24 protein-coding genes and 2 pseudogenes are annotated in these 25,612 nt (G+C 71.2%); 9 read left to right on the top strand and 17 right to left on the bottom strand.

What is annotated here, in order from left to right; translation table 11 throughout:
• Positions 1–17 precede the first annotated feature (17 nt).
• Together K377_RS06115 and K377_RS06110 are read right to left on the bottom strand one after the other, a co-directional pair.
• Entirely contained in the window at positions 18–1,649 is a 1,632-nt protein-coding gene (locus K377_RS06115; RefSeq protein ID WP_111662088.1) for an alkaline phosphatase D family protein, read from the bottom strand.
• Between the two features lie 153 nt (positions 1,650–1,802).
• The gene (locus K377_RS06110; RefSeq protein ID WP_111662087.1) at positions 1,803–2,486 is read right to left on the bottom strand and encodes an HNH endonuclease family protein; all 684 of its coding nucleotides are present in this window, start codon (positions 2,484–2,486) and stop codon (positions 1,803–1,805) included.
• A gap of 574 nt (positions 2,487–3,060) precedes the next feature.
• On the opposite strand from K377_RS06110, the gene K377_RS06105 reads away from it, so the two are divergent.
• Positions 3,061–3,729 (top strand): HAD-IA family hydrolase, encoded by a 669-nt coding sequence (locus tag K377_RS06105; protein ID WP_111662086.1) that lies wholly within the window; start codon positions 3,061–3,063, stop codon positions 3,727–3,729.
• A gap of 11 nt (positions 3,730–3,740) precedes the next feature.
• Here the strand turns inward: K377_RS06105 and K377_RS41305 are convergent, their stop codons facing one another.
• Positions 3,741–4,736, bottom strand: a complete 996-nt coding sequence (locus tag K377_RS41305) for a peptidoglycan-binding protein (protein ID WP_146614691.1) — start codon at positions 4,734–4,736, stop codon at positions 3,741–3,743.
• Positions 4,737–4,969: 233 nt separating this feature from the next.
• Between K377_RS41305 and K377_RS06090 the strand changes: the two genes are divergently transcribed.
• Positions 4,970–7,105: an MFS transporter gene (locus K377_RS06090; protein ID WP_258394976.1), complete on the top strand. Its 2,136-nt coding sequence runs from the start codon at positions 4,970–4,972 to the stop codon at positions 7,103–7,105.
• On the opposite strand, the gene K377_RS06085 is transcribed toward K377_RS06090, so the two are convergent.
• Positions 7,089–7,586: a GNAT family N-acetyltransferase gene (locus K377_RS06085; RefSeq protein WP_111662084.1), complete on the bottom strand. Its 498-nt coding sequence runs from the start codon at positions 7,584–7,586 to the stop codon at positions 7,089–7,091. The genes K377_RS06090 and K377_RS06085 overlap by 17 nt on opposite strands.
• A gap of 147 nt (positions 7,587–7,733) precedes the next feature.
• Here K377_RS06085 and K377_RS06080 point away from each other — a divergent pair, with 147 nt between their 5' ends.
• Positions 7,734–8,420, top strand: coding sequence for a hypothetical protein (locus K377_RS06080; protein WP_181512486.1), 687 nt, complete (start codon positions 7,734–7,736; stop codon positions 8,418–8,420).
• A gap of 18 nt (positions 8,421–8,438) precedes the next feature.
• Positions 8,439–9,185, top strand: coding sequence for a hypothetical protein (locus K377_RS06075; protein WP_111662083.1), 747 nt, complete (start codon positions 8,439–8,441; stop codon positions 9,183–9,185).
• Between the two features lie 93 nt (positions 9,186–9,278).
• On the opposite strand, the gene K377_RS06070 is transcribed toward K377_RS06075, so the two are convergent.
• From K377_RS06070 to K377_RS42155, 4 genes and pseudogenes are all read right to left on the bottom strand, one after another.
• Positions 9,279–9,788 (bottom strand): hypothetical protein, encoded by a 510-nt coding sequence (locus K377_RS06070; protein ID WP_111662082.1) that lies wholly within the window; start codon positions 9,786–9,788, stop codon positions 9,279–9,281.
• A gap of 168 nt (positions 9,789–9,956) precedes the next feature.
• A complete protein-coding gene (locus K377_RS06065) occupies positions 9,957–10,274 on the bottom strand; it encodes an antibiotic biosynthesis monooxygenase (protein WP_111662081.1) in 318 nt (105 codons plus the stop codon).
• 31 nt (positions 10,275–10,305) lie between these two features.
• A pseudogene (locus K377_RS42160) lies at positions 10,306–10,584 on the bottom strand (DUF6188 family protein); the annotation flags it as partial.
• Between the two features lie 15 nt (positions 10,585–10,599).
• Positions 10,600–11,007, bottom strand: a pseudogene (locus K377_RS42155) (DUF1992 domain-containing protein); the annotation flags it as partial.
• 100 nt (positions 11,008–11,107) lie between these two features.
• Here K377_RS42155 and K377_RS06055 point away from each other — a divergent pair.
• A complete protein-coding gene (locus K377_RS06055) occupies positions 11,108–11,515 on the top strand; it encodes an FHA domain-containing protein (RefSeq protein WP_111662079.1) in 408 nt (135 codons plus the stop codon).
• Between the two features lie 159 nt (positions 11,516–11,674).
• Positions 11,675–12,850 carry a hypothetical protein gene (locus K377_RS06050; RefSeq protein WP_111662078.1) on the top strand — a complete coding sequence of 392 codons (1,176 nt, stop codon included), beginning with the start codon at positions 11,675–11,677 and terminating at the stop codon, positions 12,848–12,850.
• A 7-nt stretch (positions 12,851–12,857) separates the two neighbouring features.
• Here the strand turns inward: K377_RS06050 and K377_RS06045 are convergent, their stop codons facing one another.
• Both K377_RS06045 and K377_RS06040 read right to left on the bottom strand, forming a co-directional pair.
• Positions 12,858–13,532, bottom strand: coding sequence for an O-methyltransferase (locus tag K377_RS06045; protein WP_111662077.1), 675 nt, complete (start codon positions 13,530–13,532; stop codon positions 12,858–12,860).
• A gap of 374 nt (positions 13,533–13,906) precedes the next feature.
• On the bottom strand, positions 13,907–15,301 hold the full coding sequence (locus K377_RS06040; protein WP_111662076.1) for an MFS transporter: 1,395 nt from the start codon (positions 15,299–15,301) through the stop codon (positions 13,907–13,909).
• Between the two features lie 380 nt (positions 15,302–15,681).
• On the opposite strand from K377_RS06040, the gene K377_RS06035 reads away from it, so the two are divergent.
• Complete coding sequence (locus tag K377_RS06035) at positions 15,682–17,742, top strand: bifunctional glycosyltransferase 87/phosphatase PAP2 family protein (RefSeq protein WP_161195046.1); 2,061 nt, start codon at positions 15,682–15,684, stop codon at positions 17,740–17,742.
• Here K377_RS06035 and K377_RS06030 read toward each other — a convergent pair.
• The 4 genes from K377_RS06030 to K377_RS06010 all read right to left on the bottom strand — a co-directional run bounded on the left by K377_RS06030 (position 17,734) and on the right by K377_RS06010 (position 20,691).
• Positions 17,734–17,988, bottom strand: coding sequence for a hypothetical protein (locus tag K377_RS06030; protein WP_111662074.1), 255 nt, complete (start codon positions 17,986–17,988; stop codon positions 17,734–17,736). The two genes, K377_RS06035 and K377_RS06030, sit on opposite strands and share 9 nt — an antisense overlap.
• A 28-nt stretch (positions 17,989–18,016) precedes the next feature.
• Entirely contained in the window at positions 18,017–18,397 is a 381-nt protein-coding gene (locus tag K377_RS42685) for a hypothetical protein (protein WP_309252211.1), read from the bottom strand.
• 45 nt (positions 18,398–18,442) lie between these two features.
• Positions 18,443–18,925, bottom strand: a complete 483-nt coding sequence (locus K377_RS42680) for a hypothetical protein (protein ID WP_309252210.1) — start codon at positions 18,923–18,925, stop codon at positions 18,443–18,445.
• 1,271 nt (positions 18,926–20,196) lie between these two features.
• Positions 20,197–20,691, bottom strand: a complete 495-nt coding sequence (locus tag K377_RS06010; RefSeq protein WP_111662072.1) for an ATP-binding protein — start codon at positions 20,689–20,691, stop codon at positions 20,197–20,199.
• An 86-nt stretch (positions 20,692–20,777) separates the two neighbouring features.
• Between K377_RS06010 and K377_RS06005 the strand changes: the two genes are divergently transcribed.
• Complete coding sequence (locus K377_RS06005; RefSeq protein ID WP_111662213.1) at positions 20,778–21,611, top strand: helix-turn-helix transcriptional regulator; 834 nt, start codon at positions 20,778–20,780, stop codon at positions 21,609–21,611.
• Positions 21,589–21,843, top strand: a complete 255-nt coding sequence (locus tag K377_RS06000) for a DUF397 domain-containing protein (RefSeq protein ID WP_111662071.1) — start codon at positions 21,589–21,591, stop codon at positions 21,841–21,843. Before K377_RS06005 ends, K377_RS06000 begins: the two co-directional genes overlap by 23 nt.
• On the opposite strand, the gene K377_RS05995 is transcribed toward K377_RS06000, so the two are convergent.
• The 3 genes from K377_RS05995 to K377_RS05985 all read right to left on the bottom strand — a co-directional run bounded on the left by K377_RS05995 (position 21,828) and on the right by K377_RS05985 (position 25,494).
• Positions 21,828–23,039, bottom strand: coding sequence for a helix-turn-helix domain-containing protein (locus K377_RS05995; RefSeq protein WP_111662070.1), 1,212 nt, complete (start codon positions 23,037–23,039; stop codon positions 21,828–21,830). The two genes, K377_RS06000 and K377_RS05995, sit on opposite strands and share 16 nt — an antisense overlap.
• Positions 23,040–23,250: 211 nt before the next feature.
• Positions 23,251–24,579, bottom strand: coding sequence for a DUF6801 domain-containing protein (locus tag K377_RS05990; protein WP_111662069.1), 1,329 nt, complete (start codon positions 24,577–24,579; stop codon positions 23,251–23,253).
• Between the two features lie 312 nt (positions 24,580–24,891).
• Positions 24,892–25,494, bottom strand: coding sequence for a hypothetical protein (locus K377_RS05985; RefSeq protein ID WP_111662068.1), 603 nt, complete (start codon positions 25,492–25,494; stop codon positions 24,892–24,894).
• Between the last annotated feature and the right edge of the window lie 118 nt (positions 25,495–25,612).

The raw sequence follows: 25,612 nt of genomic DNA, 5'->3' as shown, positions 1-25,612 counted from the left end.
GCCGCCCACCCGCGCCGCTACGAGAGGTTCCGGTGCGCGGCCCTGTGCAGGGTGGCGTCGGGGCGGGCCTGGTCCAGGGTGAGGTCGGCGGAGCGGGCGCGCAGGGTCAGGGTCATCAGCTGGTTGCCGAACCACGGGCCGCCCGTCCTGCGCCACCGGAACCGCGGGGCGGCCGCGCGGGCATGGCGGGCGAAGACACGGCCGAGGGCGCGGCCCGCGCGGCTCCAGCCGAAGCGGAAGCCGAGCCGTATCCCGGCCGGGACGGAGTTGTGCACCGGCGAGCAGGTCAGCTGGAGGATCCGGGCCGTGGGCGCCGCGGCGTCCGGCCAGTGCGGTTCCGCGATGTACGCGTGGTGGACGTCCCCGGAGAGCACGGAGATCGTCGCGGGCGCGTCCGGCCCCGAACCAGCCTCGGCGATCACCTCCCCGAGCCCGTCGAACGACGCCGGGAACGCCGCCCAGTGCTCCAGATCCGCCCGCCTGCGCAGCCGCTCCCCGAACCGCGCCCAGCGCGCCCCGCGCTCCCCGCGGCTCAGCGCCGCGTTCCAGTGCTCGGCGTCGTGGATGAGGTGGGGGAGGAGCCAGGGCAGGGAGGTGCCGATGAGGAGGTGGTCGCAGGGCTCGGTCCGGTCCAGGGCCTGCTCGCGGAGCCACTGCTCCGTCTTCGGGTCGAGCATCGAGCGGTGCTGCTCCTCCAGCACGCGGGCCGCGCGGCTGTCCACCATCAGCAGCCGTACGCGGCCGAAGTCCCTGCGGTAGCTCCACCGGGCCGAGGAGGGGTCGGCGTCGGCCCGGCTCGCGAACTCGCGGAGCGCGTCCGTGCCGTCGGGGGCCGCGCACACCGCTCGGTAGACGGGGTCGGCGTCGAGCTCGGACGGCGGCAGGTTCCCGATGTGCTGGTGCACCCAGTACGACATCAGGCCGCTGAGCAGCCGCTCCCGCCACCAAGGCGTCTCCCGCATCTCCGCGAGCCACGCGGCGCTGGTGTTCCAGTCGTCGACGATGTCGTGGTCGTCGAAGATCATGGTGCTGGGAACGGTGGACAGCAGCCAGCGGATCTCGGGGTCGAGCCAGGATTCGTAATAGAGCCGCGTGTACTCCTGGTAGTCCGCGACCTGGGTGCCGGGTGCGTCGGTGAGGTCGCGGCGGCGGGCCAGCCACTCCTGGGTCGCCGGTGAGGTCTCGTCCGCGTAGATCTGGTCGCCGAGGAGGACGAGGACGTCGGGGCGCTCGGCGCCGGGGTCGGCGGCGAGGCGGGACGCGAGAGTGTCCAGGGCGTCGGGACCCACCGGGTCGTGCTCGTCGGCCGGCGGCGCCGCCCAGCGGCAGGAACCGAAGGCGATGCGGGTCGTGCGGTCGCTGCCGTACGCGGGTGTGCTGATGGTGCTCGGCGGGAACCGGGAGTCCGGCTCGGGCCAGACCGCGCCGCCGTCGAGCACGACCTCGTACGGGGTCGTGGTGCCGGGAGTGAGCCCGGTGACCGGGATCAGCGCGTAGTGGTGGCCGTCGACCTGGAAGGTGTGCGCGCTGCCCCGCGCGCCGTCCGCGCAGCGCACCTCGGCGCGGCACGGCCGGCTCGCCTCGACCCAGACCGTCGCCGTCCCCTCGTCCACGTACCGCAGCAGTGGGCCCAGACGGAGCCTCGCCATGTCATGTCCTCCCCAGTCCTCCGACGTCTCCGTACGGTACGGAACGCCGGAGGGTGGTGGGGAGGTTCCGGCGGGGTTGGTTCGGCGGGGCGGTGTCCGGCCGGCGGGTTCGGGGCCGGATCGTTTCCGCAGGCGGTGCGGGCGGTTACCGGGTCAGCAGCCCGAGAGGCCGGACTGGATCGCCGACTTCTCCGCCGAGTCGACCGCGAGGCTGTAGTAGTGCTTCACCTGGACGTACATCCGCAGGTAGGTGCAGGCGTACGCGGCGCGCGGCGGCATCCACTTCGCCGGGTCCTTGTCGCCCTTGGACTGGTTGACGTTGTCGGTGACGGCGATGAGCTGCGGGCGCGTGAGGTCGTTGGCGAAGGACTGGCGCTGGGCCGTGGTCCAGCCGCTCGCGCCGGACTTCCACGCCTCGGAGAGCGGGACGACGTGGTCGATGTCGACGTCCGAGGACGCCGTCCAGGTCGCGCCGTCGTACTCCGAGTACCAGCTGCCCGCCGTGGCCGCGCAGCTGGAGCTCGTGGTGACGTTCTTGCCGTCGCGCTTGAGCACGGTCTCGCGGGTGTCGCAGGTGCCGGACTGGGTGATCCAGTGCGGGAACTTGTCGCGGCTGTAACCGTCCGACGAGCCTTCGGTCTTGACGGTCAGTTCGGAGAGGTAGGTGCGGGCCGTGGAAGCGGCGATGGGGGTGGGCGGGGAGGCCTGGGCCGGGGTCGCCGCGGTGAGGAGGGTGAGGGTCGCTGCGGCTGCCGTGGCTGCTGTAGCCAGGATCGTTGCGCGGCGGTGGGGGTGACGCGCGTAGACGGAGGGCGTGCTGTGGGGTGCGGGGCGCATGGGAACTCCCTTGGTGTGGGGGGTTGTTGAGGGGTGGCCGGGCTTGGCCATGGTGTGGGGGTGGGGTTTCCGGGAGGTGTGCGTTGGGTGACAGGGTCGCGTCAAGTTGATGTGCGGGGCAAGGGGCGGTGCCGGGTAACTGGAAATTGGGCGGGGGGAGTTGGGGTGGGCGCGACGCCGTCGCGGCTGGTCGCGCGGTTCCCCGCGCTTCTGGGTTGTTCGTCGCGCGCGGCCCGGTGGCCGCTTCTCGCGCAGTTCCCCGCGCCCCTGAGGCAGCGCTTCGCGCGCCTCTCCCCCCGGGGGCACCCGTGATGAGATGGCGCACGAAGTGCGCATCTCAGGGGCGCGGGGAACTGCGCGACCAGCCACGACGGTGGCGCACCTGACCGACCACCCATGAGGGGCGCGGGGAACTGCGCGGCTGGCCCGCGCCCGGGAGGGGCGCGGTGGTCAATGCCGGGAGCGTTTTGTATCGTGTAGGAACAAAGTGGTTCCCGCCCACTCACCCTGACCGGTGGGCGGGGCCGCCTTGGCTCGTTCCCCCAGCCCAGCCTCCGTTCCCAGGAGCCCGCCGATGACGGCCACCCCCACCGTGCTCACCGCGCGCGCCCTCCTCCTCGACATGGACGGCACGCTTGTCAACTCCGACGCCGTGGTCGAGCGGATCTGGCGCCGCTGGGCCACCGCGCACGGCTTCGACGGCGACGAGGTCATGGCCGTCGCCCACGGCCGCCAGGGACACGCCACCATGGCCGAACTGCTGCCCGAGCGGTCCGTCGCGGAGAACCGTGCCGACAACGCCCGGATGCTCGCCGAGGAGACCTCCGACATGGACGGCGTCGTACCGGTGCCGGGCGCGGCGGCGTTCCTGGACTCGCTGCTCTCGGGCGCGGTGCCGCACGCCCTGGTGACCTCCGCCGACGTGGCGCTGTCGACCGGGCGGATGGCCGCCGCCGGGCTGCCGTACCCCGAGGTGCGGGTCACCGCCGAGAACGTCGGCGCCAGCAAGCCCGACCCCGAGGGCTTCCTGAAGGGGGCCGCCGAACTGGGCGTCGACCCCGCCGACTGCGTCGTCTTCGAGGACTCCGGCGCCGGTATCGCGGCCGGGCTCGCCGCCGGGATGCGGGTCGTCGGGATCGGGCCCCGCGCCGCGCAGCACGGGCCCACCGTGCACGTGCCCGATCTGAACGCCGTACGGGTCGAGGTCCTCGCCTCCGGAGAGATCCTGCTCCACGTGGGCTGACCGCGGGCCCCTCAGTGGGTCTCCGCCTCCAGCGCCTTGCGGGTCGCCGGGCCGTACGTGCCCGGCTCGTCACCCTGCACCCCGCGCGCCATCTGGTAACTGCGCACCGCGAACTCCGTCTGGCCGTTGAAGCGGCCGTCGGGCCGGCCGTAGTACAGCGACAACTGCCCCAGGCGCTGCTGGAGTTCGGTCACCGCGGGGCCTTGGTCACCCCTGCGCAGGGTCGCCGCCGGAGCCACCTCGTTCGTGGTCTGCGACGCCGACGGAGACGCGGAGCGCGACGGCGCGGCCGTGCTGTGGGTCGGCGACGCGCTCGCGCTGCGGCTCGCGGACGGCGATGCCGTCGACGGCGTGGCCGAGGGCGACGGCGCCGACGCGGAGGGCGCCGCCGCGCTGGTCGTGGGGGACGCGCTCGGCGCCGTGCTGGTGGCGGGGGCCGAGCTCGGCCGGGCCGCGGACGACCGGGTGCCGTCCGCCGCGGTCGCCACGTCGCCGCTGTCGCCGCCCGAGGTCACCAGAACCATCACCAGCGCCGCCACGCTCAGCACCCCGGCCACCGCCGTCAGCATCAGCACCGGGGCGCGGCGGGCCGCCGGCTGCCCGGGCTCCTCCTCGTCGTCGTCGGCGGCGGCGACCGGCTCGACGGCGGCCGGAAGCTCCTGCCGGAGAGGCGCGGCGCCGGCCGGCGGGTGCGCGTACGGGTCGGCGGGGCGGGGCGGTGGGGGCTGGGTGGGTTCGGGCAGGGTGACGTACGGGCGGACCCGCAGCGGGCTGAAGTCCTCCGCCTCGCGGTCGGCCGCCGCCTTCTGATCGCCGGTCCCGCTGCCGCCCGGGGTCCCGGCGCCGGGCTTGCCGTCGCCCGGTATCGCGTCGCCCGGTATCTCGGGGCCGGGCTCGCGACCGCCCGCCTCCTGGCCGCCCTCGCCCCCCGAACCAGCCTCGGCACCGGCCCCCGAACCGGCCCCAGTCCCTCCCGGAGTCTCCGGTTCCTTCTCACCCATAGTCATCGTCCGCTCCCTCCCCAAGAGCCCCGCCCTCCCCCGAGAGCTGAGCGCATTATGCAGACACCGGTAGCCCGGCGCAGCGCCCGCCCCCGGGAGAACCGGGCGGTCCGTGACGCCCCGCCGCCGGCCGAGCCGGACCGGAAGCGCCCTCAACAGGCCAAACCGCATCACACCGACCAGGATGGAAGTACCAAGCCCCTGGCCCTCCCGGCGCCGGGGAGCCATGGGAGGTGGCCATGAGCACCCCGGAGAGGGAGCACCCGGAGAGAGGGCACCCGGAGACGGAGCGCCCCGAGACGGAGAACGGCGGCGGCGCGACGCGCATCGGCGGCGGCAGCCGCACCCATGAGACGGCCCCCGTCGACAGCGCCAAGAGCAGCAGCGTGCTCATCTCCATCGGCGCCCTGCTCCTCGGCATGCTGCTCGCCGCGCTCGACCAGACCATCGTGGCCACGGCGCTGCCGACGATCGTGAGCGACCTCGGCGGCCTGGAGCACCTCTCGTGGGTCGTGACCGCCTATCTGCTCGCCTCGACGGCCGCGACCCCGCTCTGGGGCAAGCTGGGCGACCTCTACGGGCGCAAGAAGCTCTTCCAGATCGCGATCGTCATCTTCCTCGTCGGCTCCGCGCTGTGCGGCATGGCGCAGAACATGGCCGAGCTGATCGGCTTCCGCGCCCTCCAAGGACTCGGTGGCGGCGGGCTCATGGTGCTCTCCATGGCGATCGTCGGCGACATCGTCCCGCCGCGCGAACGCGGCAAGTACCAGGGCCTGTTCGGCGCGGTCTTCGGCGCGACCAGCGTCCTCGGCCCGCTGCTCGGCGGACTGTTCACCGAGCATCTGAGCTGGCGCTGGGTCTTCTACGTGAATCTGCCGCTCGGCGTCGTCGCGCTCATCGTCATCGCGGCCGCCCTGCACATCCCGGTCCGTTCGCAGAAGCACCGCATCGACTACCTCGGCACCCTCCTCATCGCGTCCGTGGCGACCTGTCTGGTCCTCGTGGCGTCGCTCGGCGGCACCACCTGGGCCTGGGGCTCCGCCCAGATCATCGGGCTCGCGGTGCTCGGTGTGCTGCTCGCCGTCGCCTTCGTGTTCACCGAGTTCCGGGCCGCGGAACCGGTCCTGCCGATGAAACTGTTCCGCGTCCGCACCTTCACCCTCTGCGCCGTCATCAGCTTCGTCATCGGCTTCGCGATGTTCGGCGCGATGACGTACCTGCCGACGTTCCTCCAGGTCGTGCACGGTGTCTCACCGACCATGTCCGGTGTGCACATGCTGCCGATGGTGGCCGGTGTGCTGATCGCGTCGACGGGGTCCGGGCAGATCGTCAGCCGCACCGGCCGCTGGAAGGTGTTCCCGATCGCGGGCACCGCGATCACCGCCCTCGGCCTGCTCCTCCTGCACAATCTCACCGAGACCAGCTCGGCCTGGGAGATGAGCGGCTACTTCTTCGTCTTCGGCTTTGGTCTCGGCCTCGTCATGCAGGTTCTCGTCCTCATCGTGCAGAACGCCGTCCCGTACGAGGATCTGGGCGTCGCGACCTCAGGAGCGACCTTCTTCCGCTCCATCGGCGCCTCCTTCGGTGTCGCGATCTTCGGCACGATCTTCGCCAACCGGCTGACGGGCAGGCTGAGTTCGGCCCTCGCGGGCCAGCAGCTCCCGCCCGGTGTCTCGCCGGACTCCCTCGGCGCGGACCCGCGCGGCATCGCCGGACTCCCGGCCGCCCTCCAGCCCGCCGTCCTGCACGCGTACGCCACCTCGATCACCGACGTCTTCCTCTACGCGGTGCCGATCGTGCTCGTCGCCTTCGCGCTCGCCTGGTTCCTGCGCGAGGACCCGCTGCGCGGCTCGGTCACCGCGCCCGACGCCACCCAGACCCTCGCCTCCAACCCCGTCGAGCGGTCCTCGTACGACGAGTGCGCGCGGGCCGTGTCCGTGCTCGGGACGCGCGAGGGCCGGCGCGAGATCTACGAGAAGATCACCGCGAAGGCGGGCTACGACCTTCTCCCCGCGGCGAGTTGGCTGGTCCTGCGCATCAACCGCTACGGCTGGGCCGAACCCTCCGCCCTCGCCGAACGCAGCGCCGTCCCGCTGCCCGTGATCCTTGAGGCCGCCCGCCAGGTGGAGGAACGCCATCTCGCGGTCCGCGAGGGCCTGGACCTGGTCCTCACCGACGAAGGCCGCGAAGTCGCCGTCCACCTCGGCGCGGCCCGCGAGGAATCCCTGGCCGAACTCCTCGGCGACTGGTGGGGCACCGAACGCCCCACGGATCTCATCCAGTTGGTGTCCGAACTCAACGCGGAAATGTGCGGCTCGGACGCGGAACGCCCGCACGACAGCGGCCCGAGGCCGCACGCTACGGCAGCTTCTTGACGAACCAGTGCTCGGCGTGGATGTCGTCGTTGAACGGCTCGGTCTCCGCGTAGCCGAGTCGTGCGTACAGGGCCCGTGCCTCCGTCAGGTCGGAGCGGGTGTCGAGTCGGATGTGCGTGGCGCCGAGTGTCCGGGCCGCTTCCTCGGCGGCGGTCACCAGGAGGGTCGCGCCGCCCTTGCCGCGCAGTTCCTCCCGTACGAATACGCGCGTCAGCTCGGCGGTGTCGGTGTCGGCGAGCCGGATTCCGGCGGTTCCGGCCGAGTCGTCCTCGTAGCGTGCGACCAGCAACTGGCCTGTCGGCGGGGCCAGTTGTGATCCGGTCTCGGCCGCGATCCCGCGTTCGAGTTCCGCCGGGTCGGTCCTGCGGCCCTCGTGCAGCAGGTACCAGCGGTCGCTGACCTCGGTGTAGTACGCGCGCCAGAGCGCGGCGGCGACCGGGGAGTCGTACGGCTCGGGGGTGACGGTCCAGGCGTTGCGCATGGCGCATTGTGAGGTCGGCGGGGCGGGTGCCCGCAACCGAATTCGATGCGCGAGCGATCCGGCCTGTTTGGCGGCGCCAGGGGCGGCAACTCGGTGCGGGACGGACACCGATACCGAGACCGAGACCGGGAAGGTCGGGAGACATTCATGTCGACAGGCGTGATCATCGCTCTGATAGTGGTGGGAATCGTGGTCGTCGCCGCGGCGGGAATCTTCGCCGCGCGCACCGCATCCCAAGGCGGACCCGGCCTCAAGCGCCGGTTCGGCCCCGAGTACGACCGGGCGGTGGCCCGGCACGACGGTGACACCAAGGCCGCGGAGCAGGAGCTCACCGAGCGGGTGAAGCAGCACGGTTCGCTGCGGGAGCAGCCGCTGGAGCCCGCCGCCCGTGAGCGGTACCTGACGCGCTGGGCCGAGGCCCAGGAGCGTTTCGTCGAGTCTCCGGCCGACGCGGTCGTCGAGGCCGACCAGCTCCTGGCCGACCTCGCGAAGGAACGCGGATTCCCCGACGGCGCCGGCTACGACGAGCAGTTCGCCGCGCTCTCCGTCCACCACGGCCCGCACGTCCACGGCTACCACCGCGTGCACCACGCGGCGCACAGCCGGCCGGGCAGCGCCGAGGAGAGCCGCGCCGGTACCGAGGAACTGCGCACGGCGATGGTCGAGGCGCGGGCCCTGTTCGACGTCCTGCTCGGCACGGAGCGCACGGAGCGCACCGCGCGCCGGACGCACGACACCGGCACCGCTGCCGCCGCCCGCACCGACGCCGACACCGCAGAGCCGCACAAGCAGAGCCGGGGTGGCCTCAAGGGCCGCCTGGCGAAGGGCAATTGAGGGGAGCCGAGGAACACGATGACGGACATCGAGCGCGATCGACAGAAGCGAGAGAACGGCCTTCAGCACGACCCGGAGACCACGCGGCCGGACGCCAAGCGGGACGAGACCGTCGCCGCCCCGGACCGTGATCTGACCCGTGGCACGGAGACGGCCCCGGGGGACCGCGACCTCACCCGTGACCCGGTCCTGGGCACGCCCAAGAACACGAGCACCGGTACGAGTACGAGCACCGGTACGAGTACGGGTACGGGTGCCGCCAAGGGGACGGGCGCGGGCATCCCGACCGACGCGGACATCGCGCCCGGCAAGGACGCCTCCGGCACCCACCGTTCCGCGACCACCGAGAAGAAGCCCGGCGACACCGCCCTGAGCACGCCGGCACCGGGCCGCCACAAGGCGGACCCGCTCGCCACCGGGACCGGTGACCACGAGCGCGGCACCCACCACCGGGACAACGGCCACGCGGGCGACCACGGCAACGGCAACGGCGCGACGGACAAGCGGCTCGTCCCCACCGGCACCCACGACGAGTTCACCGACCGGCTGCGTCAGGCGGTCACCGGCTTCGTCGACCAGCCGCGCGCGTCCGTCGAGGAGGCCGACCACGTCCTGGAGGACCTGACGGCCCGCCTCGCCGAGACCCTCGCCGGCCACCACCGCACCCTGCGCACGTCGTGGCAGGAGTCCGCGGACGACACGGAGAAGCTGCGGCTCGCGCTGCGCGACTACCGCGAGACGGCGGAGAAGCTGCTCAAGCTCTGACCGTCGCCGCGCCGCCGCGCCTCCGAAAGACCCTGTGCCCGCGCCCCCTCCTCACCGGGGGTCGCGGGCACAGCGCTGTGGCGGGGCGGGGGCTCAGCAGCCGCCGCAGTTGTAGTACGTCACGTCCCAGTGATTGCCCTCGTCGGCGTAGATGTTGCCGGAGGCCGCCTTGTACTGCGGGGCGCCGTCGCCGCGCAGGCCGATGTAGGAGAAGTTGTTCTTGATGTAGTTCGTCAGGCAGGTGCTCTTGCCGAAGTCGAGCTTGTAGCCGTTCCAGTGCGAGTACGTGCCGCTCGCGTGGCCGGTCTCGGTGCCGCCGGTGATGTTCAGCGCGCAGCCGCTGGCCGACTTGAGGGTCTGGGCGCCCTGCGCGGTGGCCAGGTTGAGCTGGTCGAACGACGTACAGGTCGAGACGTTTCTGTTGGAACAGCCGCCGGACGACGACCAGGTGATGCCGACCGAGCTGAACATCGACGTGGCGGTCGCGTGAGTGATCTTGGAGACGGCGAAGGCGTCGGTCGAGGTGGTGAGAACGCCGAAGCCGGGGGCGACGAGAGCGGCCGCGGAGAGCGCGAGCGCGGTGAGTGCGGAACGAACACGCATGGGAGGTGGGGTCCTTCCTGCCGGTGCCGGGGCAAGTGATGGTGGGGGAACGTGCGTGGCGCCTGTGGTGCAGGTGGAACGCAACAGATCGTGCCAGGGTCTACGCGCGTACGGAAGACCCACCATCGATCACGGCCCGGACCGGCCGGAAGGACTCCGGGAGAAGGGCTACTCGCCCTTGGGTGACGCCTGCTGGACGACCTCGAAGGACCACACCGACGAGCCGCTGGCGGCGGGCTTCGGGCGGTCGCCGCCGCCCTGGTGGGCCGACTTCATCGGGCCCTCCATCCAGGCCTGGAACGACTCCTCGTCGCGCCAGCGCGTGTACACGAGGTAGTCGTCCGTGCCCTCGACGGGGCGCAGCAGCTCGAACCACTCGAAGCCGTCGGAGTTCTCGACGGCGCCCGCGCGGGACGCGAAGCGCTTTTCGAGGACCTCGCGCTGTTCGGCGGGTACGGAAAGGACGTTGATCTTGACGATGCTCATGGCTGCCATCCTGCCGCAGCCGGGATACGGATCAGGTGAGCGGGGCGCCGTGCTCGTCGGTGACGCTCCATGCGGCGGGGGCCGTCAGCCGTGACCCGTCCGCGAACTCGACGACCAGGCGTCCGCCCGGGTGGACCACGGCCGAGACGGTCTCCGCGCCGAACAGGGTGAGCGCCGGGGCGACGTCCTGGGTGGCCGGGTCGAGCGCGGCCGTGCCGAGGGTGGCGGGGGCCGTGACGGTGATCCGTACGCCCGTGTCCAGTACGAGGGTGAGGTGGTCGTCCACCTGGACCTGGCGCACGGTGAGGCCGGTGACGGGCAGGCGGCGGCCCGCGCGGTCCAGGCGCCACTGCCGGATCACCTCGTCCACGTCGTACGGCTTGAGGCCGAGATGCGGGCCGGGCGGCGGCTTGAACATCATGTCGCGGATCTTGTCGTTCAGCTCCGTGAGGACCCGGCGGACCGTGTGTTCGGAGGGGGTGCGCGGGAAGGCCGCGAAGGCGTCCTCGACCTCTTTGCGCAGGGCCAGGGAGGGTGGCAGGACGGACAGGCCCTCGCGGGCCATCTTCCGCTTGATCCACCAGTTCTCGTCGTAGGTGGTGGAGTCGTCGTCGGGCGCGAAGGGCTTGCCCGCGCCGGACAGGGTGCTGAATTCGCCGCGGCGCTCCGCTTCGCGGATTTGTTTGTCGACGAATGACTCGAAGCTGACGCCGGGTGGTTTGCGTTCGGTCATGAGCACATTGTCCCGCAGGCGGCGCCGGTCGGGGTGTGGGGGCTTAGGATGCGGCCGCTACGGACATCCTTCGTGATGACGCGAACGGTGGGGGGACGCGGTGCTGGAGCTGACGATGGCAACGGTGAGCGGAGCCGAAGCGGGGGCCACGGCGGGGATGACGATGGCCGAGTCGCCGAGCGATCCGGGGGCCGTGCTGCGGGTGGGGCGGGACGGGAGCGTGTGCCGTCTTGTCACTCCCGAGGACTGGCTGTTCGTGTCGCGGGTGCACCTGGAGTTCCGGTGCGGGCCGCACGGCGAGTGGAGCGTCTTCTGGCTGCGCGGATCACAGGCCGACCCGTCGGCGGAGGTCCGCGTGCGCTTCGAGACGCAGGCCGCGCACGAGCCCGGCCTGCCGCTGTCCTACGGCGGGATGACCGAACTGCCGCGTGACGGCTCCGGCGAGGTCGTCGTCCTGGACCGCAGCGGGCCGCGCAGTGTGCATGTGGGCTTCTACCACGAGGCGTGAAGCCCGCCGGGCTTGAGGTGCGCCAGGTGTGGAGCATGTCCATCATGACAGGTCAGCGGCGTTTTTCGTAGGACGGAAAGCACAGTTCGCGAACCTTGTCCGGTCCGGCCCCCGACTCCCAGAATCTCCCTCGTGATTCCACCCGGAGACAGGGAGCTTATGGGGACGATCGATCACGACGCGGTGCTGCGGGCGCGAGTGCTGCTGCTGGGGACGGGGCGGCTCGCACTGCTCCAAGAGGTCAACGCGTACCGGGTACTTGCGGAGGTGAGCCCGAAGGCGTACCTCCCGAAGTTCGTCGACGCGCTGTTGCTGATGAGTTACCGCACCCGGGATGCGGAGGTGCGCCTGCTGTTGACGCGGGAGGCCATCGAGGCGGTGCGGAAGATCGAGGCCGGGATGCCGCGCCGGGACGAGCGGGTCCGCTCCGCGCTGGACGCCCACCAGCGGGCGCTGTTCGGCGTCGGGCGGCGGGACGAAGGACGGGCGGTCTGCGAGGAGTTGGCGCGGAAGGGGCAGAGCGAGCCTCTGGCCAGGGTCCTGACCGAGGAGGGCCGCTTCGGGGAGGCCGCGGCGCTCAACGAGGCGGCGGGCCGCGGTGGCGATCCGGCGGAGCAACCCTTCTGGCGGCTGGTCCCGTGGGCGGCGAATCTGGAGGGCGCCGGACAGCACGCCGAAGCAACGGCCGCCTTCCTGGGGCTGGTTGACTGGACGCGACGTCAGGCCACGGAGCGGCGCTCGGCGCTTGCGGCGCTGGCCTGGGAGGCGGTGCATCTCTCGCGGATGTACGAGACGGCCGGGCGGGGACCGCAGGCCGCCGCCGCCCGGCACGAGGCCCTGGCCGTCCTGGCGGACCTCGCGGCGGACGGGGGGCCGGGCAGCGGGGCCGGCGACCTCTCGCAGTGGTCGACCCTGTTCGTCCTGTCGGGGCGGTCCGGTGAGCCCGCCGCGAGTGCCGACGCGCCGCTGTTCCCCTTCGGTACCGACGTGAATCGGGTGAGCGCCACCCGCGGCGCCTTCCTCGGCGCGCTGCCGGAGCTGGAGGCGCGGGCCCAGGCACTGGAGGAGGCCGGCCGTCTGCCCGAACTGTCCGACGTACGGCGCAGGATCGGCGTCCGCGCGGTCCTCCGCCAGGCAGGCCACTTCCACCTGTTCGAGGAGAGGCTCGCACCGCACTTCGACGAAGGAGTGGCCCTCGCCCGGCGATTGCCGCGCGATCCAGGGCGTCTTGCGCGGGCCCTGACGGACCGCTCGGTGTTCCGGACTGCGATCCGGGCCTTCGGGCCCGCGCACGCGGACTTCGCCGAGGCCGTCGCCGTCCTCGGCGCCCGCTAGGGGTTCGCTACTCCTGTACGTAGGCCAGGGCGAAGCCGTCGTAGCCCTTCGCGCCCACCGTCTGGATCGCCGTCGCGTCCAGTTTGGGGTGGTCGGCGAGGAGTTGGAGGGCGGTCCGGGTGCCGATGACGTCCGGGTCGGTGTTGTCGGGGTCGGCCACGCGGCCGCCGCGCACCACGTTGTCGACGACGATCACGCTTCCCGGGTGGGTCAGGCGCAGCGCCCATTCGAGGTAGTGGGGGTTGTTGGCCTTGTCCGCGTCGATGAAGACGAGGTCGAAGTCCCTTTCCTCGTCGACCAGTTGGGGGAGTGAGTCGAGGGCCGCGCCGATCCTGACCTCGACTGTCTTGTCCAGGCCCGCGCGGGCGATGTTCGCGCGGGCCACCTCCGCGTGGTGGGGGCTGTATTCCAGGGTGATCAGGGTGCCGTCGGCGGGGAGCGCGCGGGCCATCCAGATGGTGCTGTACGCGCCGAGGGTGCCGATCTCCAGGATGTTCTTGGCGCGCTGGATGCGGGCGATGAGGTGGAGGAGTTTTCCGTTGACGGCTGAGACGCTGATGCTGGGGAGGCCGGCCGCGTCGCTGTCCGCGAGTGCGGTGCTGAGGGCTTCGTCGGCGGGGGCCAGCAGGTCGCTGAGGTAGGCGTCCACTGCGGTCGAGGTTCCCGGGGGCGGTGTCGTCATGCCGCCACCCTAGGCTGGCCCGCGCTTCTGGGTTGTCCGTTCGCCCGCGGCCCGGTGGCCGCTTCTCGCGCAGTTCCCCGCGCCCCTGAAAACCTGCGGTTCGTTGTCGGCTGACGGCCGGTGGGCGGCTGGTCGCGCAGTTCCCCGCGCCCCTGAGATGCGCACTTCGTGCGGCATCTCATCAAGAGCGGCGCGCCTTGGGCTGCCTCGCATGGGAGAGGCGCGCGAAGCGCAGCCTCAAGGGGAGGCGGCGCGCAGCGCCTGCCTCAGGGGCGCGGGGAACTGCGCGATCAGCCACGACGAGAGCCGCGGGCGAAGGACGGCTCAGGGGCGCGGGGAACTGCGCGAACCAACCCCGCCGCGCCCCAGCCCCGTCACACCGCCGGCGGGGAGCCCGGGAGGGGTCGGCCTGCCGATTCGCGCATGCGCCAGGCCGCGATGCCGCCCACCAGCGCCGCGCCCATCATGTAGTAGGCCGGAATCATCAGGTTGCCGGTGCCCGCGATCAGGGCCGCCGCGATCAGCGGCGTCGTGCCGCCGAAGAGCGACACCGAGAGGTTGAAGCCCACCGAGAGGGAGCCGTAGCGGACCTTCGTCGGGAACAGGGCCGGGAGCGTCGACGGCATCGAGGACGTGAAGCCGACCAGGAGCAGGCCCAGGCCGGCGAGGCCCAGGGCGATCGCCCAGGTCGAGCCCGCCTGGATGAGGAGAAGCGCCGGGACCGAGAGGAGGACGAAGCCCAGGCAGGCGCCGCCGATCACCTTGCGGTGGCCGAAGCGGTCGTTGGCCATGCCCATCGGCAGCTGCACCACCATCATCAGCAGCATCACGCCGATGAGGATGATCGTGCCGTGCGTGGCGTCGTAGTGCAGTTCCTCGCTCAGGAACGTCGGCATGTAGGAGAGGAGCATGTAGTCGGTGACGTTGAAGACGAGGACGAGGGCGATGCAGGTGGCCATGGCGCCCGCGTTGCCGACGAACATCTCCTTGAGCTTCGGCTTCGGGAAGGACTTCTCCTTCGCCTCGGCCTCCTCCGCCAGCTTCTGGAAGGCGGGGGTCTCCTCCAGCTTCATGCGGACGTACAGACCGACCAGGCCGATCGGGCCCGCCACCAGGAACGGGATGCGCCAGCCCCAGCTGTAGAGCGAGTCGGACGGGAGGGTCGTGATCAGGACTGTGGCCAGGGTGGCACCGGCCACGTAACCGGCGTTCGTGCCCAGCTCCAGGAACGAGCCGAAGAACCCGCGCCGCTTGTCCGGCGCGTACTCGGCGATGAAGGTGCACGCACCGCCGTACTCACCACCGGTCGAGAACCCCTGCACCATGCGCGCCACGATCAGCAGCACCGGAGCCCACACGCCGATCGCCGCGTACGACGGGATCAGGCCGATCGCGAAGGTGCCCGCCGCCATCATGATCATGGTGATGGCGAGGACCTTCTGGCGGCCGATGCGGTCGCCGAGCGGGCCGAAGAAGGCGCCGCCGATCGGCCGCACCAGGAACGCGGCGGCGAACGTGCCGAGCGTGGACAGCACCTGCGCCGAGCTGGACGCCGTCGGGAAGAAGACGTGGCCGAGCGTCGCGGTCAGGTAGCCGTAGACACCGAAGTCGAACCATTCCATCGCGTTGCCGAGGGCCGCGGCCTTGACCGCCCGCTTCACGAGCGCGGGGTCGGTGACCGTGACGTCCTGCTCGGCCTTCTTGGTGCGGCCCCGCGCCGGAGCGTGGAGCCTGCTGGTACTGGGTGCGATGGAAGCGGCGCTCGACAAGGTCTCGCTCGCCTGCCTTTCGTGGGGGACAACGGCAAGGCCGTTCACGCGTCAGCGGAACGGCCGAAAGCGACGATAGGGTGCGACACGATCATCGCGCCGCGTGCCCGATCCGCTACGCTCCGCACGTAAACCCCCTCCGAGCTGGGAAAACGCAGAGCGCTACAGACGGCCCAAACGGGCCGAACTGTGAGCTATGTCGCGGAACCAGGTACGTGGAACGGGCAACTAAGTGGCGCGGGCCACCGTCTTCCATGGCATCTTCCGGTCAAATCCGGAGGGACGGACAGGTGAAGCAGGGGTTGCCTGCGTCTCACACCGATGGGGGCACCGATGGAGGCGGTGTGAACCTCCGACGATGATGGGAGGGCGGGCAGCGCGTGGCGAATGTCGAGCACGGGAGACCGGCGGGACCCGCGGGAGCGGTGACCGGACGGACGAGTGTCCTGCGGGCGGGACTGTGGCTGATCGCCGCCGTCCTCGCGGCCCGTCAACTCGTGGCGGTCCTGAGCACCCCGCGCGGTGAACGCCTCACCGACCTGGAGACGTGGATCGGCCCGCACGGCGTCCTCCACGTCAAGGACTCCCTCTACGACGCGCCCGACCGGTTCACCGGCACCCCGTTCTCCGGGCTCGTCCTCAAACCGTTCTCCCGCGCCGCCGAGCAAGCCCTCGGCTGGGGCTGGACGTTCGGCTCGCTCGCCCTCGTCGTGGCCCTCGGTCTGGTCGCGGCCCGCGCGCTGCCGCAGCCCGTCTCCCGCCGCACGTCGCTGCTCGCGGCGCCCGTCGCGATCAGCCTGCTGATGCTGTCGCTGCCGGTGCGCAACGCGTTCACCACCGGCCAGACCAGCATCATCCCGGTCCTCCTCGTCCTCCTCGCCTGCTTCACCGCGCGCGACGAGCGCGCGTCCGGCCTGCTCATCGGCGTCGCCGCGGCGCTCCAGCCGACGGTGCTGCTCTTCGCGCCGCTGCTCTGGTTCACCGGCCGCAGACGCGCGGCCGTCTCCTCCGCCGTCACCTTCGCCGCCGCCACCGCGCTGGCCTGGGCGGCGATGCCGCACGACTCGTGGACGTACTGGATCCACCACCTGGCCGGCGCGGGCCTGTCCACCACCCCGGCGGCCACCGCCAACCAGTCCCTGCACGGCATGCTGCTCCGCCTCGGCGTCGAGGGCCCGCTGGAGATCACCCTCTTCGCGCTGCTGAGCGTCGCCGTCGCCGTGCTCGGCCTGCGCCGCGCCGTCACCTACGCGCGCGACGGCCAGCTCCTGCTCGCCGTCGCCATCACCGGCTGCGTCGCCGTCGCCGTCTCCCCGACGACCTGGCAGCACCAGCTGCTGTGGGTGCTGCTCGCCGTCGTCGGCCGGGTCGGCAAGCGCGCCTCCGACCGGTACATGTGGCCCGTTCTCGTCGTCCTCGCGCTCAGCCTGCCCGCGAAGATGATGCTGCCGGAGATGACGTTCCTGGTGCCGGTCCGGGACAACATCGTGCTCATCGCCGCGCTCGCCGCCGCCTGCGTCGTCCCCTTCCTCTCCCGTACGTCACCGCTGTACGCGACGCCTGTCCCCACCGAGTACGCGGCGCCGGTGCCCGCGCGCTGGTCGTGGGTGCCGCTCGTTCCGGTCTGGCGCCGGGTCGCGGCCCGCCCGAACCTGATCCTGGAACTGCTCCTCATCCGCGTCGGCTACTCCGCGTACCAGCAGGTGCGGCTCGCCGCGACGGGCGGCACCATCTCCGGCGGCCGGGCCACGGCGGAGGCGCACGGGCGGCAGATCCACTCGATCGAGCAGTTCCTGCACATCGACGTCGAGCACTGGGTCAACCACACGGTCTTCCACCAGGCGCCGTGGCTGACGGACTTCTTCAACTTCTATTACACGTCGTTCCACTTCGTGGTCCCGCTGAGCGTCCTCGGCGTCCTCTACGTGCGCCGCCCCGCCGACTATCGCTGGGCCCGCTCGGCGCTCGGTTTCGCGACGGTCCTCGCCCTGATCGGCTTCTGGGCGTTCCCGCTGGCGCCGCCGCGTCTGATGCCGGGTCTCGGTTTCATCGACACGGTCCACGGCGTGCAGGACTTCTCGAAGCCGAACTACGGCACGCTGACCCAGCTCACGAACCAGTACGCGGCGATGCCCTCGCTGCACTTCGGCTGGTCCCTGTGGTGCGGCGTCGTGATCGTGGTCCTGTCCCGCCGCTGGTGGATGAAGGCCCTCGGCCTGGTCCACCCGCTGTGCACGGTCTCCGCGATCGTCGCGACCGGCAACCACTGGGTCCTCGACGCGGTGGGCGGCGCGACGGTCGTCGGCGCCGGGTTCTTCCTGACGTACGTGCTTCAGGGGCCCCGGGCGCGCACGGTGACCGCCGAGGCACGGAAGACGGACGACGGCCCCGCCCGGGTGGTGGACGGGGCCGTGGTGGGGCGCGGGGTGGGGTCAGGCTGAGGGGGGCTGCGGGGCCCTGGGCTCGGCCGGTTCGGTCAGGACGTCGTCGATGGTGGTGGCGGTGAGAGCGCGGTCGAACCAGGTGTCGAGGGTGTCGTGGTCGGTGCAGCCGGCGATGGTGGCGCGGGCCTCGTCCGGGACGGGGACGCCACGGCGGTCGAGGAAGCGCAGTATGGCGTTTGCGTGGCCCTCGGCCCGGAGGTTCTGTGCGGTCTGGGAGCGGAAGAAGGAGAGGTCGACGGACACCAGGTTCCTCCAGAGATCTGCGGCCGGATCAGGCTGAGGGGGACGGGGGCTCGACCGGTTCTGCCAGGACGTCGTCGATGGTGGTTGCCGTGAAGGCGCGGTCGAGCCAGGTGTCGAGAGTGTCGGGGTCGGTGCAGCCGGCGATGGTGGCGCGGGCCTCGTCCGGGACTGCGACGCCACGGTGGTCGAGGAATCGCAGTATGGCCTTGGCCTCGCCTTTGGCCTCGCCCTCGGCCCGGCCCTCGGCCCGTAGGTTCTGCGCGGTCTGGGAGCGGAAGAAGGAGAGGTCGACGGACACCAGGTTCCTCCAGAGATCTGCGGCCGGGAGGGCTCCCAGGCCAAGTTCGGTGAGTTCGGAGAAGACCATCGCCGTGTCCCGGTCGGCGGTCTTCAGCGCGGCACCCAGCACTTTGAGTATGGCATCGATGTGCGGGTCCTTGCCGTGCGTGACGGCCTACAGCACGGCGAGCGGAAGGTCGGCCGCAGCCACCTCCGGATCGGTGATCACCGGGACGCTGCCAGGCCCCAGGACCAGCGGCCGGACGGTGAGCGTCGCCCACTGCGGCGGTCCGATGTCGATCGGCCGTGCCGCCCAGCGTTCGGTCGCCCGGTCCTGACAGGTGACGAGGAGGACGGGCGGCAGCCCGTACTTCGCGTACAGATGCGCCGCGTAGTACGCCCACGCGCTCGGCTTGGCCTTGCTCTGCGCGCTCTGTGACTCGACGGCGAGGAGGTATCCGGAGCCGTCGGCGGAGTCGAAGCGCAGGAGGGTGTCCACCCGGCGCTCCAGCGGCCGTATCTCGGTCAGGTCCGTCGGCAGGAAGGACACGGCGACCGGGTCGGGGAAGGTGATGCCGAGCTTCCGGAGGGCCCGCGGGAACATCCCGGGGTCCTCCTGGAAGATGCGGTGCATCACCTCGTGTGAAGAACTGACCATGTGCGGGACGGTAGGCACTGGCGGGCATGTGCCGGTGGCGTATGCGGGGCGTTCACTCGGACGGGTTGGCCCTGGCCAGAGCTTCCGGCGGTGCGGCGCGCGCCCGCCCGAGTCCGCCGTTTTGTCAACTGCCGCTAGAAATAACCCCGTTGGGCATCCGTGAGGCGTGATTTCCGGGCGGGCCCTCCCCTTCTCGGCGCCCTCTCCGTAGCCTTCGGGAGACGCCTTCTCGTGGGATCGGGGGATTTCATGAAGCGAGTGGTCACGCTGGTCTCGTTGGTCGTGGGGCTGGGTGCGATCGCCTGTGCCGACGCGGGCACGGGTGCGGGGGTGGGCCCGCCGCAAGCGCGGGGGCGGGTGACCGGCTCGGAGCTGACGGGCCCGGTCGTCGGAAGCTCGGCCCTGGGACTGGCCGACGACAACACCGTCGTGGGGACGGCGCACGAGAACGACGCCGAGTCGCCGTTCCCCGTCGTCTGGCATCCCGGCGAGGACGGCGAACGGCTGGCCCTGCCCGCCGAAGGCCATAACGGGCTCGCTCTGGCGGTCAGCGAGGACGGCTACGTGGTCGGCTGGTACATGGACCGCATCTTCATGATGCCGGTGCACTGGAAGCCCGGGACCGACTCGGCCCGGCCCGCCGCGCCGGTCCGGATGGAGACGCTGGGCGGGGCGCTCCACGGCGTGTTCGGCGCCAACCGCGAGGGCACGGCGGTTGGATTCGCCAACGTCGGGGAGTACGAGACGCCCCACGCCGTTCGCTGGGACCGCACCGGCGCGGTGACCGACCTCGGCACCCTGCCCGGCCATGACGTGAGTGTCGCCCAAGGCATCAACGACGAAGGGGTGGTCGTCGGCCAGTCGGGCCCCACTGACCTCATCGGCCCCGCTGTCCGCTGGGACCCGGACGGCACCCCCACCGAGCTCGCCCTGCCCGCGGACGCCCGGAACGCCTGCGCGTTCGCCGTCAACCGGGCCGGTGTCATCGTCGGCCTGGCGACGGCGGCGGACCAACTGTCCGGCGATCTCGCGAGGGAGGACGAGTGGGCCGTGCGCTGGAGTCCCGACGGAGCCGCCGAACGGCTGTCCGTGCCCGGCGGGGCGGTCGCCACCGCCCAGGACATCAACGACTCCGGTGAGGTGGTCGGTGACGTCCGCCACCACGACGGCACCGAGCGGGCCGTCCGCTGGTCGCCGGACGGCACCCGCACCGAACTGAGCCCCCTCCCCGGCGACGTCGCCAGCCATGCCCGGGCCATCAACAACCGGGGCTACGTCGCCGGGGAATCGACCGACACCGCGGGCCGGACCTGGGCCGTGCTCTGGCACCCCGACGGCTCCGTCACCGCCCTCGGCCGGCACTCGAACCACACCGTCTTGCCCTCGCCCCCGGCCTCGGGGCGCTGAACACCCCACTTCGCCGCCACCGCAGCGACGATCGCCAGGCCCCGGCCGCCCTCGGCGCAGGGGTCGGCCAACGCGGGTGCCGTTTGCGGTAGTTGCGGGCCGTCGTCGGTCACCTCCGCGCGTACGTGGCCGTCATCCGGGGCGTGCCGCAGGTGTACCTCCGCGCGGGCGCCGGGTACGTGGCGTACGACGTTGCTCAGGAGTTCTGTGACGCCTAGTGCCAGGTCGTCGGCCGTGTCCGGCGGGACCGACCAGTCGGCGCACAGGCGGTGGACGATGCGGCGCACATGGCGGGCCGAGTGGGTGCCGACGGTGAGGCGCAGCGTGTAGACGTGGGGCTGCTCGGTTTGCTTGTTCACGGGACGAGCGTGGCGAAGCGTGACTACGCTGAGCAATCGGCTGGATACAACGGGCCCGGATGTGGGCCGAGTTGAAGGGGCTGTGCATGGTCCATATCAACGTCCTCGACCCGAGCGCCTCACCGCTCGACTACTACGGCTTCGAGCTGCGCCGTCACCGGGAGGCCGCCGGGCTGACCCAGAAGCAGCTCGGGCAGATCGTCAATTACACCGGCTCGCTGGTGGGACAGATCGAGACCGCCCGGAAGCTGCCGACGCCCGAGTTCAGCGAGCGGTGTGATGCCGCGCTGGGGACTGATGGGTTGTTGTCGCGGCTGGTGGGGCTGGTGCTGCGGTCGCAGTTGCCGGTGTGGTTCCAGCAGGTCGCGGAGCTTGAGGCGCGGGCGGAGGAGATCTCTACGTTCCAGACGCACATGGTGCACGGGCTGTTGCAGACCAGGGCCTACGCGAGCGCGGTCCTCGGCACCATGGACCGCGAGAACCTGGACGACCGCGCGGAGGTCCGCCTCGCCCGCCAGCGCATCCTGGAGAAGGACCAGCAGCCCGTCTTCTGGGCCATCCTCGGAGAGGCGGCGCTGCTCCAGAAGGTCGGGGACGAGCCGGAAGTCATGCGCGACCAACTCGCGCACCTGTTGGACTACGAGGCGCATCCCTACGTCAATGTGCAGGTGCTGCCGTTCTCGGCGGGCGCGCACGCGGGGCTGCAAGGGTCGTACAACCTGTACCGCTTCCCCACCGACCCGCCCATCGTCTACACCGAGGGGTACGGGCAAGGACATCCGACTGCCAACCCGACCACCGTCAAGGACTGTTCGCTCCGTTACGATCATTTGCAGGCGGCCGCACTGTCCCTCGCGGACTCGGCGCGGCTGATCCGGCGGGTGATGGAGGAGCGTTATGGCGGGCGTCCAGTGGCGTAAGTCGACCTACAGCGGCGACCAGGGCGGCGACTGCGTGGAGTGCGCGCCGCTCGGGGCTCTCACCTGGGCCAAGTCCAGTTACAGCGGTGACCAGGGCGGCGAGTGCGTCGAGGTCGCCGGAACCCCCTGCGCCTCCGTGGCCGTCCGCGACTCGAAGGACCCGGCGGGCCCACACCTGACGTTCTCGCCGGAGGCGTTCGGTACGTTCGTGGAGGGCTACTCCGCGTCGTAGTTCTTGTCGCGCAGGTGCAGGGCGCGCAGAGCGGCCTCCAGGGCGAAGCGGTGCGTCGGGGCTTCGAGGCGGTCGCCGAAGTGGGCGTCGAGTTTGCGGAGCCGGTAGCGGACGGTCTGGGCGTGGACGCCAAGTGCGTCGCCGACCTGCTCCGCCGTGCCCCGGGTGGTCAGCCAGGCGTGCAGGGTCTCGACGAGCCGGGCGCGGCGGGTGCCGGAGGACTTGTCGAGCGGGGCCAGTTCGCGGGTGGCGATCTCGGTGACCAGCGCCTGGTCGGCGAGCAGCCACAGCGTCACCAAGTGGTCTGCGCAGTCGAGGACTTGCTGATCGGCAACGATGTCATCATCAACGAGCTGAAGCACCTGCCGGGCCCACCGCAACGAGTCGGCGGCCTGCTCGGTCGGGATGGTCAGCCCGATCGCGTACGAGCTTTCAGGGGCGGCCGCGGCGAGCATCGCGCGGCGCTCGGTGGTGATCGGGCCGGGGACGAGGAGATGCGGCTGCGGGGCGCCGAGGTCGGCGAGGACGTCGACGGCCAGACCTGGCTGGATGTGTTCGGCCGGTGTCCGCATCGCGATCATGGTGACCTCGGTGGGCAACTGCCAACCGGTCTGCTCGCACAGGTTGTTGATGGTGGTGTGACCCAGCGGGGTTCCGGCGAGCAGCAGGTGGAGTAACCGTCTTCGCACCACCTCGCCGGCCGCACCCGCTCTGGCCTGCACCTCCATGTACCCCTCGTGGGAGAGGGCTTCCAGTTCGCCGATGTAGGCGAAGACGGCCTCAGCGAACGTCAGCAGGAGGGTGGGGGAGAGGTCGAAGCGGCGGCCCAGGTCCTTCGCCCGCCGCAGAGCGACCCGCGCGCCGAGCCGGTAGGCGCCCTGGAGCGTGGCCAGATCCCTGCCCTCATACGCCTCAACCCGCCCGAACTTCCGTAGTAGTTCGTCCCGAGTCGCGGTGGAGGCGTCCGGATCCGCGACCCGGTCCACGAACGCGTGCAGGCTCTGCTCGACGCCCTGCCGGATCGCCGCGCCACTCGGCCCGCTAAGCAGCGCCGCGTACTCGGGGAACGCGCGCGTCACCTCTACCCCGATCTCCTTGATGAGACCGGGGAGTTCGGGGCGCATGATGCGGGCGAACTCCTTGGGCAGTGGCCCCAGGGGGTCGTCTACATCTTTCGTGTGCGCGGGCAGAGGCATGGCCGCGTTCCTCGCTTGTCCGAGCGCCGGGTGGGGGGCCGGGCGGGACGACGACGCACGGGTGCGCTGCTGTCCCACCCGCCAGGTGCATACCAACTGGGTCTATGAAAATTAGAACAACTACTGTGCGTTGTACATCTGTTGCGCAGAGATTGATCGCCGTGTGGGGGATGTGGCTGAGAAGTGATGGGGTGGTGGGGTGGTGGGGCTGTTACGGGAGCTTGTACGGGGGCAGGGTGGCCATGACCGGCGGGCAGCCGAACGCGCCCCAGGGGTCGAGCCCGCAGACAGGGGCCTGATTCATGGAGATCAGGTTGTCCGGGCCGCTGATGGACGCGGTGAACAGGGGGTTGAGGTTCTCGCCGCCGACTCCGCAGCCGGTGAAGCCGGGGATCGTGACCTTGCCCGAGAGGAGACCGCCCGCGAAGACGTTGACGTAACTGCCGCTGCCGTCCGGGCCGAACTTTCCGCGCAACGTGACACGGAAGGGTGTCTTGGTGCGGCAGTTGTCCCCGACCGGAAGACTGGTTCCGTTTACCTTCACGGAGCGGATGCGGAGGGTCTGGACGAACGTCACCACGGCGAACGGATCGAACTCGTCCCGCATGTTTCCGGTGGAGATGGTGATCGGGCTGTTCTCGAACGACACCTTCGCGGTCACGGGGACGAAGCCGAAGCCGAGGAAGGTCGACGTGGCGTCCGGGAGGGTGAGCTTTCCGACGGAGTCAAGGCGGAGGTAGACCTTGGTGGGGTCCTCCGGATACGGATAGCTGGCGGCCTGCATGGCACCGTTGACGTCCATCAGCGCGGGCGACGCGGACGGATCGTTGATGATCATCGAGCCGTCCTGCTTGCGGACCGTGGCCAGGCCCGCTGCGTAGGCGCAAGCCTGAAGGCCCTCGATGGGGTACACGGCGGGGTCGGCGCCCGGAGGAAGCGGTACCTGGCTGAGGTCCGGGTCGCCGCTCGGCCGCGGCCCGCACGTGGCCTCTTCGGCCTTCGGCTCGTCCTTCGGCGTGACGGTGAGCCCATCGCGCGGGCTCTTGTCGCCCTTGCCCGTTGGTGTGTCCGACGGTGAGGAGCCGCCCGGATCCGTCCCCGGGTCGTCGGGCACAGCGATTCGGGCCAGTAGTGGATCGGCGTCCTCGGCCGGTGAGCAGGTGGCGGTGACGGGGCTCGCATTCGCCGGGGACACCGTCAGCACCAGTTGCCGCGCGAGGAGTTCGATGACACCCGACGCGTTGACGGTGACGGAGGAGACGTCTCCCGTGTGGGTCAGGGTGATGTCTGGGCCGTCCGCCGGGACGGTGCTCCGGGCGCCGAGGCCGGACCAGGTCGCATCCGCCGTGTCCTTGTTCTGTCGCACCTCCACGCCGAGAGTCGCCTCGCTCGTCAACTCGGCTCCGGCGGGGAGCAATTCAGCCAGTTCCGCGCGGGGCAGCCGCGTCTCCACCTGCACGGGGCCGATCTGGATCGGGTGTCCCGTGACTGCGGTCGTCGGCGCCTGGGTGGACACCTTCACCGTGGCCTCCAGCTTCACCGCCGGTGCCGTGGCATCGCCCCCCGAAGCTGGGGGGAGGGTGCACTCGTAGGCCAACTCGACGGAGGGGGGAGACTTTTCATCGGCCTGCGAACCAGAACCCGACAGCAGCCCGGCGACCAGTGCGGCCGAGGCCACCGACGCCACCCGCACCAGGCGTCGTGAGTCGCCCCCGGTCCGTTTCCCGTTCGCATTCATCTGGTCGTGCCTCCTGAAGTCGTGTTCCCTCGCCCGCGCCGGACCTGCCCCGCAAACACGTGCACGCCCGCCGCCGAGCGGAAGCTCGGCGGCGGGCTGCGCACTGCTACGCGATCACGGGGAGGTGATCGTCTGCGTGCTGGTCAGCACGTACTTCGCCTTGAAGTCCGCGTGTGCCCCGGCGGTGATCAGGCCCAGGCAGCTGGCGCCCGGCTGAGCGGCGAGAGTGCCGCCGCCCGTGATGTTGAGGGAGTTCGAGGTGTTCTCGTAGTAGCCGAGCGTGGTGCCCGCGAAGGTCGCGTGGCAGCCGGTGCCGCTGATGCTGGCGTTGATGCCGCTGATGTTGCCGTCGATGTGGTTCGCCGTGGTGCCCGTGGCGTTGATGTAGAAGGGCGTGCCGGTCGACGCGGTGCTGGAGACCGTGAACGGGATGCCGGCGACGGTGCAACCGGTGAAGGACAGCGTGGTGATGGTGCCGATCTGCGCACCCGCCAGGCCGGAGCCGGACTTCAGGGTGCCCTTGGCCTGCGACGAGGTGCAGTTCAGCGTGGTGCTGCCGACCTTCAGCGTCGGACCGCTGGCGTTGGCCGTGTACGCCCCACCGGGCGTCACGGTGTAGGTGGCCAGAGCGCCCGCCGAGGCCGACGAGATGGACAGACCGACGGCCGAGACGAGCGCGCCGGCGGCGATGGCGGTGTTACGGGCAAATCTACGCACGGTGTTTCCTCCGCTTGAGTGAGGGTGAATTGGAGCGTGACCGTTACCCGGTGACGCGATCGTGTCGCACCGTCAGGCAACCCCGAGGGGCCGGCCTTGGGGGCCAACCTTCGTCGCC

The organism is Streptomyces sp. PsTaAH-137, from assembly GCF_003259365.1.
In the GTDB taxonomy this organism is placed as follows: Bacteria; Actinomycetota; Actinomycetes; order Streptomycetales; family Streptomycetaceae; genus Streptomyces.
The sequence above is the reverse complement of the archived record's forward strand: the minus strand, read 5'-3'. Positions and strand labels throughout refer to the sequence as shown.

Bases quoted from the DNA above. Each gene is read 5' to 3' on its own strand.
- K377_RS06115 (WP_111662088.1), bottom strand. From the start codon at position 1,649: ATGGCGAGGCTCCGTCTGGGCCCACTGCTGCGGTACGTGGACGAGGGG.
- K377_RS06110 (WP_111662087.1), bottom strand. From the start codon at position 2,486: ATGCGCCCCGCACCCCACAGCACGCCCTCCGTCTACGCGCGTCACCCC.
- K377_RS06105 (WP_111662086.1), top strand. From the start codon at position 3,061: ATGACGGCCACCCCCACCGTGCTCACCGCGCGCGCCCTCCTCCTCGAC.
- K377_RS41305 (WP_146614691.1), bottom strand. From the start codon at position 4,736: ATGACTATGGGTGAGAAGGAACCGGAGACTCCGGGAGGGACTGGGGCC.
- K377_RS06090 (WP_258394976.1), top strand. From the start codon at position 4,970: ATGAGCACCCCGGAGAGGGAGCACCCGGAGAGAGGGCACCCGGAGACG.
- K377_RS06085 (WP_111662084.1), bottom strand. From the start codon at position 7,586: ATGCGCAACGCCTGGACCGTCACCCCCGAGCCGTACGACTCCCCGGTC.
- K377_RS06080 (WP_181512486.1), top strand. From the start codon at position 7,734: ATGTCGACAGGCGTGATCATCGCTCTGATAGTGGTGGGAATCGTGGTC.
- K377_RS06075 (WP_111662083.1), top strand. From the start codon at position 8,439: ATGACGGACATCGAGCGCGATCGACAGAAGCGAGAGAACGGCCTTCAG.
- K377_RS06070 (WP_111662082.1), bottom strand. From the start codon at position 9,788: ATGCGTGTTCGTTCCGCACTCACCGCGCTCGCGCTCTCCGCGGCCGCT.
- K377_RS06065 (WP_111662081.1), bottom strand. From the start codon at position 10,274: ATGAGCATCGTCAAGATCAACGTCCTTTCCGTACCCGCCGAACAGCGC.
- K377_RS06050 (WP_111662078.1), top strand. From the start codon at position 11,675: ATGGGGACGATCGATCACGACGCGGTGCTGCGGGCGCGAGTGCTGCTG.
- K377_RS06045 (WP_111662077.1), bottom strand. From the start codon at position 13,532: ATGACGACACCGCCCCCGGGAACCTCGACCGCAGTGGACGCCTACCTC.
- K377_RS42680 (WP_309252210.1), bottom strand. From the start codon at position 18,925: ATGGTCAGTTCTTCACACGAGGTGATGCACCGCATCTTCCAGGAGGAC.
- K377_RS06005 (WP_111662213.1), top strand. From the start codon at position 20,778: ATGGTCCATATCAACGTCCTCGACCCGAGCGCCTCACCGCTCGACTAC.
- K377_RS06000 (WP_111662071.1), top strand. From the start codon at position 21,589: ATGGCGGGCGTCCAGTGGCGTAAGTCGACCTACAGCGGCGACCAGGGC.
- K377_RS05995 (WP_111662070.1), bottom strand. From the start codon at position 23,039: ATGCCTCTGCCCGCGCACACGAAAGATGTAGACGACCCCCTGGGGCCA.